The sequence below is a fragment of the Streptomyces albus subsp. chlorinus genome (assembly GCF_013302895.1).
Taxonomy (GTDB): Bacteria; Actinomycetota; Actinomycetes; order Streptomycetales; family Streptomycetaceae; genus Streptomyces; species Streptomyces chlorinus.
The window spans coordinates 6785621-6797826 of the sequence record NZ_VJOK01000001.1; the positions used below are offsets into that span (position 1 = coordinate 6785621).

Below are 12206 nucleotides of genomic sequence, written 5' to 3' on the forward strand. Positions count from 1 at the left end.
CGCATCGCGCGGGCCCGGGGACTGCCCGCGGACGCTTTCGGGCGAAGGATCCCCGACGGGGTGCGGCCTGCGTGGGTCCGCGCCGTGCGCGTGAGGTGCGCCTGGTCGGCGAAGCCCGCGAAAGCGGCCGCACAGGCCGCGGATTCGGCCGGTGGTTCGGCCATGGCGGCGTGTAGCACGGCCCACAGGGGCAGCCGTGGAAGGGGTACCTCCACCCCGTCACGGACGGGCATGCGCAACCGCGACGGGGAGAGCCCTACCCGGACGGCGACCGCGCCGACCCTGGGGGTGGATCCGGCGCGGGTGACCTGCCGTACCGCGTGGGCGACCCGGGGATCGAGCGGGGCGCTCCCTCCGGCGAGCCTCCTCAGCTCGGCACGGGCCGCGTCCAGGTCGGCGCCGGGACCGGGGCGACCGAGAGCCGCGAGCACGCGCCTGGGCGCGGTCTCGTCCAGGGCCGCTGGGCCGGTGCCGAGCGCCCGTTCCCACGGGTCCAGGAAGAGGACGACGTAGGCCGGGGACACGGTGCAGGTGTGTGCCGGCTGCGGCGGCACGACCACACCGGTCGCGGCGGCGGTGCGGTCACCCACGTAGCCGACCTCGGCACCGCCGCCGGGTGCGAGCACGATCTTCCAGCCGGGTGCCGGTGGGGGTGCAGCCGGAAGGAGCATGACTCGGCGAACTTCGTCGCCGCCGGGCCGGTTGCGAAGTGCAGACGGCGATCGTTTCGTTCAAGCGTCCACGCCCCGGTCGGCGGCACCGTCATGGCGTGAAGGCTACGGCGGCCGTCGCACTGGCGGCCTTCCTGGTGTGCACCGGTGCCGGGCACTTCGTGTGCGCGGACCACGTCCGCGGGCTGGTCCCTTCCTGGTCGGATCACGCACGAGCGCTGGTCGCTGCGGGCGGGGTCGCCCTGATCGTCGACAGCGTGCTCCTCTCCTCGTCGCACCGCCGAGCCGAGCGGCAGGCGGATGGATCGCCGCGGTGATGATCCCGGCCTTCGTCGTCGCGCACCTCAACGGGCCGGCCCGGGCCGTGCGCGACCCGGCCCGACGACCGCTCCACGAAAGGCCGTCCGCGCGACCGAGCCCGCGTCGGCCTGTGGGCGGAACGGCTCGATGCCGAAGAAACCGCTGGCGGCAAGTACTCGGCGGATGCGCGTTGCGGATCCCGTCGAGCGAGTGGCGCGCTGCTCAGACGTGACCGGCAGGGGCTCCGACGGATGAGAAGGGGGGCCGACGAGGGGCGGGTGCTGCCGGAGCCGGTGCCGAGGGTGGGGGCGAGGCCGGGGGAACCGTCACGGTTCGGTCCGCAGCAGTTTGCCGAGGAGGTCCGAGAGCTGCCGGCGCTCGGCAGGGCTGAGGGCATGGAAGGTGCCGTCGAGGAACTCGGGCACGGCGTCTTCCGCCTGGGCGAGGAGCCGGCGGCCGGAATCGGTGAGGGGGACGGCGTAGGCGCGGCGGTCCGCGACGTCTCGTTCGCGGCGTACGTGGCCCGCCTGTTCGAGACCGTCGCAGATGCCCACCATCACGGTGCGGTCGATGCGCGACTCGTCGCTCAGGACGCGCTGCGAGCAGGGGCCGACCTCGGGGAGCATCTTCAGCACCAGGTGCTGGCCGACGCCCAGTCCGAGGGCCCCGGCGTGGGCGTCCGCGGCCCTCGCGACCGTGGCTGAGGCCCGGCACAGGGCGATGTCCAAGCGCTCCGCGGCAAGCCGGGGGAAGTAGGCGGTGCTCGCGCGGTCCGTGGTCCTGGACGGCATGTTGTCTCCCTCCTGAGTCGGCGCCATTGGGGGGAGAGAGAAAGGCCGTTCGAAGGCGGCCATGGCCGGCGAAGGCAGTCATGACCGCGGCGGTGGAACCACCTCCGGGTGGCTCCACCGCCGCGTGACCGGGCAAGTGCTTACGCGTGGGCGCTGATCACGCCGCCGCTGCTGAGCACGATGTAGACACCGTTGGCGTTGAGCCCGGCGTCGTGCCCGTTGGTCTTCAGCGTGGCGGCCACCCCGTCGTTCCCGATGATCTGCGCCTGGTAGCGCAGCTCACCGAGCTTCTTGACCTTGGCGGTCCAGCCGCCCGCGAGCTGGAAGGTGCCCGGCCCCTGGTGCCCGCCGCCCATCCAGGAGTGCACCTCGCCGCCCAGCGTCAGCACGACGAACATGTCGTTGGCGTCGAGCCCGGCGTCGTGCCCCTTCGTCTCCATGGTGGCCAGGACCGAACCACCGTTGACGATCTTGGCGCGGTAGTGCTGCTCACCGAGCTTCTGGATCTTGGCCGTGCTGCCGTCCACCAGCTTCTGGGTACGGGTCGAACCCTTCTTGGCGGTGGTCTTCGGAGCGCCGGCGTTGGCGGGCGACCCGCTCTGCTCGCGGATCTGGTCCTTGCCCGCTGCGGTCCGGGCGCCTTCGCTCTTCGTACCACCGCTGCCGGTGGTGGAAGCGGCCGTGGAGGCGGCGGAGTCCTTCTTCTCCATGGCCGCTTCCTTGCCCCCGCTCTGGCAGGCGGTCAGCGAGAGCGCCGCGGCGACGGCGGCGGCCACCAGGCCGGCGGAACGGACGGTGCGACGAGTACGAACGGTCATGATGCGTATTCCCCCCAAGGGTGTCGGAATCCGGCACCGACGCTCAACCGCGGGTACCGGTCGCAGCTCCTGTTCGCTGCACCCCGTGAGATGGCACCCGAGCACAAGTTGTTCACCGGTTTGTGTCCGCACTTGGTAACAACGGCCACTACCGTCGCCACCCGCCACGAAGAGCCCGAGTCGGCCTGGGTGTCCGATCCGCGTCCGTCATGGGCGCGGCCCTGCCGCGATGACTCCGAGATCATCTCCCGGATTTCTCCCAGGTGGCCCTCAAGAAGCGGCGAGGGCGGGTCTCCCGTATCGGGAAACCCGCCCTCACCTGCTCTTTCACCGCTCGGGACGGCGGGGTGTGGACCCACGCCCCTTGACCCCACCACGGAGAAGGGTGCGGCCTGGAGAGAGCCGCGGACTCGGCCGCCGGCGCTCCGGGCGCTGGCGAGGGGAGTCGTCGATGAGCGACCCGGTCGTCTTGCGGCCGGATGCCGGATGCCGGAGGCCGGGCGGCACGGTGGCAGAGCTGGCCGAGGCGGTCGGCCGGGCACTCTCCTCGTCAGCGCAGGACGAGCAGCGGATGGTCGCGCCGGGTGTGGAGCTGCCACAGTTGTCCGGCCACCGCATCCGGTTCGTGCCGTGCCCCGGGGCCGATGGGTCCGACGACCGTGAGCTGCGCGGCGTACACGCCCTCGTCGCCGAGCGCGTCGTGGAGCATGCGGACGTAGGCCGACTCGGCCGCGTAGGCGATCCCGGACACCGCGCGGTCGCGGTGCGGTTCGACGGCGGCGCCGCCGGTGGTGAACAACAGCGTGCCACGGCCGTGGCGGCGCATGTCCGCGGCCGCCGTGCGGACCACCGCCGTGGCGGCGACGACGCTGAGCGCCAGCGCGTTCGCGACGTCCTGCGGCTCGGTGTCCAGTACCGGTTTGATCCACTCCAGACTCGGTCGCGGGCTGAAGAGCACCACCTCGATGGGGCCGAGCCGCTCGCGCAGCGCGCCGAGCGCGGCGGCCAGCTCGTCCGGATCGGTCACGTCCGCGGTCGCGGTGGCCGGGGCGGCGACCGGCGCCGGGATCTCGCGGGCCAGGTCGGCGGCCATCCGCTCCAGGCGCTCCGCGTCGCGTGCGACCAGCCCGACCGGATGCCCCTCCCGGCCGAACCGGCGTGCCGCGGCGGCCCCCAGCCCAGGGCCGGCACCGATCACCACGAACGCCCCACGGGGCATGGCGGTGTTCTTACCCGCGGTCACGCTGCCGCCCCTGATGCCGGCTCCAGGTCCGCGCTCCTGGTCAGTGTCTCGTTCGCGTCGATCTCGCTTCGCAGGCGTTCCAGGCGGGCGCGGGCGCCGGCGAGCGCGTCCGAGCCGAGCAGGAGCCGCAGCGGCGGTGTCTCGGCGTCGACGGCGGCGGCGATCGCCGCGGCGGCGCGGACCGGGTCGCCGGGCTGGCGGCCGGAGACGGCAAAGGTGGTCTCACGGCGCTTGCCGGCGGTCTGCTCGTAGTCGTCCAGGCGTATGGGGGACTGCTGCATGGAACTCCCCGCCCACCGGGTGCGCAGGCCGCCCGGCTCGGCGAGGGTGACCGCGATGCCGAGCGGGGCGACCTCCGCGGCCAGCGACTCGGACAGTCCTTCGAGCGCGAACTTGGTGGCGTGGTAGTAGCCGGTCGCGGCGAACGCCGCGAGACCGCCGAAGGAGGAGACATTCACGATGCGCCCCGAACGGCGGGCCCGCATACCGGGCAGCACCGCCTTCAGGACGGTGACCACGCCGTGCACATTGGTGTCGTACAGGTCCCGGACCGCGGCGTCCTCTCCTTCCTCGATGGCAGCCAGGTAGCCGTAGCCGGCGTTGTTGACCAGGACGTCCACACGCCCGAACTCCTTCTCGCACGCCTCGACGGCCGCGGTCACCGACGCCGGGTCGGTGACGTCCAGCCGCAGGGCCAGCGCCCGGTCACCATGGGCGGTGGCGAGGTCCCGGACGCTCGCCACGTCGCGAGCGGTCACCGCGACGCGGTCGCCGCGTGACAGCGCGTGCTCGGCCAGGGCGCGGCCAAGACCGCTCGAACATCCGGTGATCAGCCAGACCGGCGCCCCCTCGGCGCCGCCCGCCGGTTCCTCTGCTGTGACAACTTCATTCGTCATGCCTTGATTACAACGGGACTCCGGCGCGGGTGCCACGCCCCTCCGAGGGTGGCTCCCGGAGGGTCAGCTTCGGCGGTGCCTGCCGCGCCGGGGGCAGGCGGCGTCCGTAGAATCCGGCTGGATGACTCGTGACAACAACCAGAACGACAACCGCCTCGGCTCCTTCCTGCGCAGCCGCCGGGAACGCGTCGACCCCGCCTCCGCCGGAGTCGTCGACAACACACGACGGCGGGTCAAGGGTCTGCGCCGCGAGGAACTGGCGCTGCTCGCCGGTGTCAGCCCCTCCTACTACACCCGCATCGAACAGGGCCGCGACCGGCACCCCTCCCGCGAGATCCTCGAAGCCCTGGCCGGTGTGCTGCGCCTGGACGACACCGAGCGGACCTATCTGTGGTCCCTGGTGGCGCCGTCGCTCGCACCGGCGGCCGGCAGCGGCGCGGAGCCGGTCGACGCCGTGCGGCCGGGGGTGCTGGTACTGCTCGAACGGTGGGCCGACCTGCCCGCCTTCGTCGTCGGTCCCCGTCGCGACGTCCTGGCCGGTACCGCCCTCGCGGCCCGGGTCAACCCGGCGTGGAGCCCAGGGCACAACCTGATCGAGTTCACCTTCCTCGACCCCCGTGCCCCCAGGGTGTACCCCGACTGGGAGGACATCGCCGTCCAGGCCGTCGCCGGCCTGCGTACCACCGTGGCGGGCCGGCCCGCGGAGCTGGACGAGTTCGTGGCGAGCATGCGGGAGCGCAGCGACACGTTCCGCGCCCTGTGGGACTCGCACGATGTGTACGACCGCGTGACCGGCCGGAAGCGGCTCGCGGTCGAGGACGCCGGCATCCTCTCCCTCGACTTCGAAACCTTCGCACTCGCCGGCCCCGAGGGGCATGTGCTGTACGTGTACTTCCCGCAGCCCGGCAGCAAGGACGACACGGCACTGCGGCTCCTCGCGGGAGAGGAGCGTGCGGGGAGGAAGGACGGGGCTCAGCCGTAGCGGTCGCTCATCGCGCGCCTGCACGGCGTGTGCGGTGCCGTCCGGGGAGGGGAGCGGCCGGTAGCGGTCCAAGTCGCGGCGGACTCCTCGGTACTGGTGCGGCCGCCTCGCTGCCGCGCCGGGCTGAGTGGCGACGGCCGGCGGCTCAGTGGCGCGGCCCGGGCCCCTTGCCGTCCCGGGCGGCCGCATCGGCGTGGCGCTGGATACGGTCCCTGGCCTCCGCGGGCCGTACGCGGGCCGTGATCAGCTCACCCAGTACGGGACCGATCCTGTTGCGGCACAGCCCGGGATGCCAGTCGGGGAGACGGGGGTTGAGGACATGGCGTCCGGCCCGGGCCAGGGCACGCGCGGCGGAGGCCGCACCGGAAGGCAGGTCCCGCGCGTGCTCGGCACGGTCGACGGTGGTGAGGCTCCCGGTCAGTTCGGTGAAGCGCCGGGCCGAGGTGCGGCCGAGCATGATGCGGAGGAGTTCCATCCCGCCCTTTGGGTTCCGTGCCTTGCGCGGGACGAAGAAGGGCCTCGAGGGCAGGTGCCACATCGTGGGGAACGGCAGCGCGTCCGAGGCGTCCAGCGTGGGAGTGGGGGCGACCGCCATCTCGTCGTAGGTCCCGGGAGCCGAGGCCATCTCCTCCTCCAGCCAGCTGCCGTTGGGGAGAAAGAGCGCTTTCCCGTCGAGCCAGGCCGCCTGGGAGGACAGGTGGCTCCAACTCGCGCTGCGCGGATGCACGTACCCCTTCGCCCCCAGTTCGTAGACCGCCTCGAAGGCGTCCCGCACCGCCTCGTGGTGCCATGCGCCGCTGTCCAGGTTGTCGATGGCCTCCAGCGCGCCGCGTCCGCCCGCTTTACCGATGAGAGGCAGGACGAGATAGAGCAGGTACGAGGGGTAGCTGCCGGCGAACGCCCACCCCGCGAGGCCCTGTTTCTTCGCGGCGGCGCACAATTCCAGCATCGCGTCCCAGGTGTGCGGGTACTCCCAGCCGAACTCCTCGAACAGCTCGGGGATGTACCAGATGCCGAGCACCAGGCTCGCGTACCGCAGCACATACACGGAGGAGCCGCCCGCACCCTCCCGCGCAAGGGTGCCCGGGCGGAGGGTCTCCCGGACGGTCGTTCCCGGCGCGTCGGGCGACGGCGCGTCCAGCAGTGGTCCCAGGTCCGTCAGTTCCCCGTCCCGGATCAGCGCGTGCAGGTCGAGCGGTGAGGAGCCCGAGTTCTGCACCAGGTCCGGGGGTGGGGCCGAGGCGTGGAGCCGGGCCAGCACGGTCTTGGCGATGTTCTCGGTGGCGCGGTGCGAGACGTGGCTTCCCTGGAAGGCACGCCGATAGCGTTCTTCCGCCTCTTGGAGGTACGCGTCGCCGAACCCGCCCGCTCCCTTCTTGAAGGCGACGACGGACAGTTCGTCCTGGGCCGTCACCCCGAGCGGGTTGGGGCGCTTTCCCCTGTCTCTCGCCTGGGGGCGCAGCGTCCAGGCGAGTCCGCCCGCCGCCGCGGCCGCGGCGCCGGAGAATCCGATCAGCGTGCCGCGCCGGGTAAGGCCCCGCCGGCTCGGCCGGGGGCCGAGGGTGAGGGGACGGGTCCGTGCCGTCTGGGTGGGCGCCTCGTGCGGCGACCGGGTGCGGGGAAGGAGCGCTGTCCCGTCGGCTGCTGCCTTGCCTCCGGTGCCGTCGGCTGCCGGGCCGGACGACGGCCGGTCCGGCGACGGTTCGGCACCCGCATCCGGCAGCGGCGGGCCGTCCGCCTCCATGACGCGCCCGGCCAGTTCGAGCAGGCTGTGCGTGACAGGTGCGGGGAGCCAGTCCCCGTACGGGCCCGCCGGGCCCAGTCTCTCGCGCAACCACGCGATGCCGGGGCGGTCGCGCGGGTTCCCGGCCAGGCACGCGGCAGCCGCTTCACGAAGCGCGGCGGGGACCCGGTCCAGACGGGGCCGCTCGTGCACCGTCCGGTACATCAGGACCTGTGGCTCGGCGCTGCCGAAGGGGCCGTGTCCCGTCGACGCGAAGGTGAGCACCCCGCCCAGCGCGAACACATCGGTCGCGCCCGTCACAGCGGGCCCCGCCGAACTCACCTGTTCGGGCGCCATGAACCCCGGTGTCCCGATGACCATGCCCGTATGGGTCAACGCGGTGGCCGCGGCGGCGTAGGCGATGCCGAAGTCGATGACGCGAGGCCCCTCGGCGGTCAGCAGCACGTTCGACGGCTTGAGGTCGCGGTGCACGATGCCCGCCGCGTGGATCGAGGCCAGTGCTTCCACGAGTCCGGCGGCCAGCATTCCCGCGGCACGCTCGGGCAGTGGCCCGTGCGCCAGTACGGCGTCCGTCAGGGAGATGCCCGGCAGGTAGGCCGTCGCCATCCAGGGGGCCGCCCCCTCCGGGTCCGCCGCCACGACCGGAGCGACGAAGGGGCCTTCCACCTGCCGTGCGGCGGCCACCTCGCGGGCGAACCGGACCCGGAAGTGCTCGTCATCGGCCAGCTCGGCGCGGGCCGCCTTCACCGCGACCGTACGGCCTTCTGCCGAGCGGCCCAGATAGACCCGGCCCATCCCCCCGCCCCCGAGTACACCGACGAGCCGGAACGGCCCGATCCGTCGCGGATCGGCAGCAGCCAGTGGCTTCACCCGGATCTCCTCCCCCCAAGACACCTCGCACATGCTCCGGTGCGCGGCGCCAGTATCACCCTTCCCGGCCGGACGTGCCGCCGGACCGCCCCTGGAGTCGTGGTCACCGCCGTCGCGCGAACGGGGCGGGAAGGTTGGCGCGGGCCGGTGGGTCGCCGCTGCGCCCGCGGGTGTCCACTGCCCCTGGGAGCGCCGGCGGGGCCCTGCCCGCCCTCGGCGAGAAGAGGCACACTCCGCCGCTGCTGAGCGAAGGCGTCCACGGGATGCCCCAGCAGTCGGCGGCGGTTTCGGCAGCGCGCGCCGCGTCGAAGAGCTGCGGCTGGACGGGCTCCGCCCGCCGGTGCGCACAGCGACGTGCTGAGCGTGGCGTTCGCGCCCATCCCACGGGAACACGAAAAAGGGCTGCTGGTCCGCTACTTCGAGGTCACGCGGTGCACTCTCCCCTTCGAGCGAGCGGCCGCCTGGATGCGGGACGGGACCGCTCTTCTGGAGGAGGTGATGTCCACCGGCCACCGCTGCTCGTACGACATCACCCTGACCGGCTCGCGCGGCTCCACCGGATGCACGGACATGACGGCGGCCTGGGGCTCACCCTCGGCGGGCTCATCGGGCACTTTCGTCGAACGTCCTGGCTGCCTGGCGGTGGGCCTGTCGCACGAGCGCGCTGAACACCAGGAACACCGGCAGTGCGACTCCCGTCCTCAGCGTGCCTCCCCAAAACTCCTCGTCCATGACGAACAACCAGACACACACCGCGACCGGCATCAGCACCGACAGCAGCGTCCATACGATGTTCAGCAGCCCCCAGCCGAACTGGGCCATGTCCGCGTGAACGGTGCTGCCTCCCGGCGCCAGTTGCCGGAATCCGGCCGCCGCTGTCAGCGCGAGCAGCGCACTCAGCCCGGCGATCGCGGCGAAGACGGTCCCAAGCGGCCCGCCCCACAGGGCACACACCGTTCCCAGGGCGGCAAACCCCGCACCGAGACCCGCATAGGTCCGCGCCACCGCCCGCCGGCCTTCCGCGTCGAAGCCCCCCACGCGGCCCCCCTCCCTCGGCCTCTGCCTCACGCTACGACCCGCCGCACGTCGTGACCAGACTCGCCGACGGGGAGAGGAGTTCCTCTTCCCCCTCTGGGACCGCTGGTGTCACAGGGGCGCCCTTCGGATGACGGAAACTCGGGGACCGCTGGTCCCAGAGGGTGTCCTTCGATCGGCGGAAGCTCGTGGCCCGTCCACACGGCATCGGAGGACGCGGGGCATATCCATGTCATCGCCCGGGGAGCCGCCCCGGGACGAAGAGGGCCGAAGGCCAACGGCTGCGCCCCGTCGAGCGACCGGAGTCCACGATGCCGAACCGGATCAGCCTCTGCACGAGCGAGCCGCTGCGGCCCGGAGCGGATATCCCCGTCTTCTACGAGGTGGAGGCGGCGGGCGACAACCGCGTCGCCCTCTACCGGGACCCGGACGCGGCCCCGCCCCCGGAAACGGAGCCGGACCGGGACACGAACCCGCACGTGGACGCGAGCCAGGACACGGAAGAGGAGTGCGTCACCTTCGAGTACGCACCGGGCAGGGCCGGGGTCGTGTGGTTCTCCGGCCTGTCCACCGACCCCGGCGAGGACGACGCCATCTCGCCCGGCTCCTACGTCCTCAAGCTCCAGCAGGCCGCCGGGACCGGCCACGCCCGGGCCGGCGGGAGCGACCGAGCAGGTGAGGGCGTCATCGACCTGGCCGAGCCGCTCCCCTTCGAGCTGACCTCGGAACCGTACTTCCTGGTCGGCTCCTTCACCACCGCCAACGTGCTGATCGGGCAGCCCGTCTGCGTGCCGCTGGCCGGGCTGCTGCGGTCCTTCGGCCGGCCCGTCGTCTTCACCGGGCACAGCGGGGACGACTGGCTGTCGGTCTCACCGGCCGGCGAGGTGACGGGCGTCGCCCCGGAGGGAACGGCGGGCCGCTACGGGCACCTCGTGGTCACCGCCCACGACGCCGAGGACCCCGGCGCCCGCCCCGCGACCATCGCCGTCCGCATCCCGGTACGGGCCGGAACCGACCCGGTGACCGACCGGCTCCGGGTGGCCACCTGGAACATGTGGTACGACGCCACGCGCGTCCTCAACGGGGAGGACAAGGTCCTGCGCGTCCTGCTGGAAAGCGGCATCGACCTCGTCGCCCTCCAGGAGGTCCACCGCTATCAGGAACCCGGCACGGTCCGACGCCTGGCCGAGCGTCTGGGCTGGTACTACCACCAGTACCCCCGCCTGAACGACGACCCGGTCGACGACAAGGACGTGGGCGTCCTCTCGCGGTACCCCATCGACCCCGACGCCGGCGGCTTCGGCCAGCACTACCTGCGCACCGCCGTCGTCGTCGGCGCGGTGACGGTGCAGGTGTGCACCGTCCACCTCGACCACACCTGCTACGGCCCCGACAAAGCCCCGCCCGGCACGCGCCGCTTCACACCCGCCGTACAGGCACAGGAGGGCGCCTCGGCCCGGGCCGAGGAGATGGAGGAACACATCCTCGCGCCGCTCGCCCCCTACACGGCCCGGGCGGACGACCAGCCGGTGATCATCCTGGGCGACTTCAACAGCCCCTCCCACCTCGACTGGACCAGCGAGGTCTTGACACCGCCCGTCAACTGGCCGGCCACCCTGCTGCTCGAAGACGCGGCCTTCACCGACTCCTACCGCGCCGTCCACCCCGATCCCTCGGCGAACCCGGGCCTGACCTGGTCGCCGGTCACCCTGTGGCGCGAGGAGCTGCAACGCGTCGAGCCGCTGGACCGCATCGACTTCATCTTCCACAAGGGCAGGCGGCTGCGTGCCCTCGACTCGCACACGCTCACGGCCGGCGCCCCGGCCCCCGCCGAGGACCACCCCGCCTGGGAGGACCACCCCCGCTACCGCTACAACGCCTGGCCCTCCGACCATGCCGCCGTGGTCACCACCTACGAGATCCGACGTCCCTGACCCGCCACCCGGGCCGGCCGGCCCGGGGCCCACACCCAGCCGAACGGAGTCCTCTCGTGCGCCGTACGACGACCATCCTGTGCGCCGCGGCCCTCTTCACCGCACTCACAGCGGCCGCGCCGCCCGCCACCCAGGCCGAGGCACCCTACTTCGCCTACTCGACCTCCACCGACGGCAGCAACCCGAACAAGTTCCACAACCCGAAGAAGGGCCAGTGCTGGCCCGTGGGGAAGGGGAACTGGGCCAACAACCAGAGCGGGCTGTACGCACACCTCTACACCGCCACCAAGTGCAAGGTCTCCACGTTCTTCCTGACGATGGAAGACGGCGACTACACCCCCTTCGGCACCGCGGCCACCTTCAACAGCGTGAAGTTCACGGAGAAGAAGGACGAGCACTGAGCGCGTGCTTCCGCTTCCCCGTTCCGAGCAGCCTCGAAGCCCTGCGCTTGCGCGGTCGCCCAGCTCCAAGCATGTACGCGCCGGGTGCGGCGGCCGCTCCTCGCGGGCCGCGCGGCACTCGGCCCTCTCCGCCACCGCGAACCTCCACGCTTATGTGCCCCAGCGCACGGCCGGCCACGCCGTCGACGCCATGCCGCACTCGACCGAGGGGAGCAAGTCCGCGACCACGCCACGACCACCAGGCCGTACGCCGCTGCGATATCGGGGCCCGCACATCTGTCCCGTACCGATGGCGACCACTCAACGTCCGCAAAACACGGAAGGCCGTTCCCACCTCTCGGTGGAAACGGCCTCCGACCAGCTACAACCTGGTCGGGACGGCGGGATTTGAACCCACGACCCCTTGACCCCCAGTCAAGTGCGCTACCAAACTGCGCCACGTCCCGGTGCTCGTTCGGTCCGGGGTTTTGCCCCGTCCCGCTCGCGCACAAAGAACAATACAGCACTTCAGGGGGTGCTCG

11 protein-coding genes and 1 tRNA gene are annotated in these 12206 nt (G+C 72.4%); 4 read left to right on the forward strand and 8 right to left on the reverse strand.

Going from position 1 to position 12206, the window contains the following annotated elements:
* Nucleotides 1-769 precede the first annotated feature (769 nt).
* Nucleotides 770-988 carry a hypothetical protein gene (locus FM076_RS29400; protein ID WP_173873884.1) on the forward strand — a complete coding sequence of 73 codons (219 nt, stop codon included), beginning with the start codon at nt 770-772 and terminating at the stop codon, nt 986-988.
* A 309-nt stretch (nt 989-1297) separates the two neighbouring features.
* On the opposite strand, the gene FM076_RS29405 is transcribed toward FM076_RS29400, so the two are convergent.
* The 4 genes from FM076_RS29405 to FM076_RS29420 form a co-directional block, all read right to left on the reverse strand.
* Entirely contained in the window at nt 1298-1762 is a 465-nt protein-coding gene (locus FM076_RS29405; RefSeq protein ID WP_173873885.1) for a MarR family winged helix-turn-helix transcriptional regulator, read from the reverse strand.
* A 140-nt stretch (nt 1763-1902) separates the two neighbouring features.
* Entirely contained in the window at nt 1903-2580 is a 678-nt protein-coding gene (locus tag FM076_RS29410) for a hypothetical protein (protein WP_173873886.1), read from the reverse strand.
* A gap of 550 nt (nt 2581-3130) precedes the next feature.
* The gene (locus FM076_RS29415; RefSeq protein ID WP_173873887.1) at nt 3131-3799 is read right to left on the reverse strand and encodes an SDR family NAD(P)-dependent oxidoreductase; all 669 of its coding nucleotides are present in this window, start codon (nt 3797-3799) and stop codon (nt 3131-3133) included.
* 20 nt (nt 3800-3819) lie between these two features.
* Nucleotides 3820-4719 carry an oxidoreductase gene (locus FM076_RS29420; RefSeq protein WP_173873888.1) on the reverse strand — a complete coding sequence of 300 codons (900 nt, stop codon included), beginning with the start codon at nt 4717-4719 and terminating at the stop codon, nt 3820-3822.
* Between the two features lie 121 nt (nt 4720-4840).
* On the opposite strand from FM076_RS29420, the gene FM076_RS29425 reads away from it, so the two are divergent.
* Nucleotides 4841-5701, forward strand: a complete 861-nt coding sequence (locus tag FM076_RS29425; protein WP_173873889.1) for a helix-turn-helix domain-containing protein — start codon at nt 4841-4843, stop codon at nt 5699-5701.
* A 145-nt stretch (nt 5702-5846) separates the two neighbouring features.
* Here the strand turns inward: FM076_RS29425 and ngcE are convergent, their stop codons facing one another.
* The 3 genes from ngcE to FM076_RS29440 form a co-directional block, all read right to left on the reverse strand.
* Complete coding sequence (gene ngcE / locus FM076_RS29430; RefSeq protein WP_345945311.1) at nt 5847-8315, reverse strand: N-acetylglucosamine/diacetylchitobiose ABC transporter substrate-binding protein; 2469 nt, start codon at nt 8313-8315, stop codon at nt 5847-5849.
* A 413-nt stretch (nt 8316-8728) separates the two neighbouring features.
* On the reverse strand, nt 8729-8929 hold the full coding sequence (locus FM076_RS29435; RefSeq protein WP_173873891.1) for a hypothetical protein: 201 nt from the start codon (nt 8927-8929) through the stop codon (nt 8729-8731).
* Nucleotides 8919-9353, reverse strand: a complete 435-nt coding sequence (locus tag FM076_RS29440) for a hypothetical protein (protein ID WP_173873892.1) — start codon at nt 9351-9353, stop codon at nt 8919-8921. Before FM076_RS29440 ends, FM076_RS29435 begins: the two co-directional genes overlap by 11 nt.
* Nucleotides 9354-9661: 308 nt before the next feature.
* Here FM076_RS29440 and FM076_RS29445 point away from each other — a divergent pair, with 308 nt between their 5' ends.
* Both FM076_RS29445 and FM076_RS29450 read left to right on the forward strand, forming a co-directional pair.
* On the forward strand, nt 9662-11284 hold the full coding sequence (locus FM076_RS29445) for an endonuclease/exonuclease/phosphatase family protein (protein ID WP_173873893.1): 1623 nt from the start codon (nt 9662-9664) through the stop codon (nt 11282-11284).
* 56 nt (nt 11285-11340) lie between these two features.
* The gene (locus FM076_RS29450; RefSeq protein ID WP_173873894.1) at nt 11341-11685 is read left to right on the forward strand and encodes a hypothetical protein; all 345 of its coding nucleotides are present in this window, start codon (nt 11341-11343) and stop codon (nt 11683-11685) included.
* 369 nt (nt 11686-12054) lie between these two features.
* Here the strand turns inward: FM076_RS29450 and FM076_RS29455 are convergent.
* Nucleotides 12055-12131: transfer RNA gene (locus FM076_RS29455), tRNA-Pro, on the reverse strand.
* Nucleotides 12132-12206 lie beyond the last annotated feature (75 nt).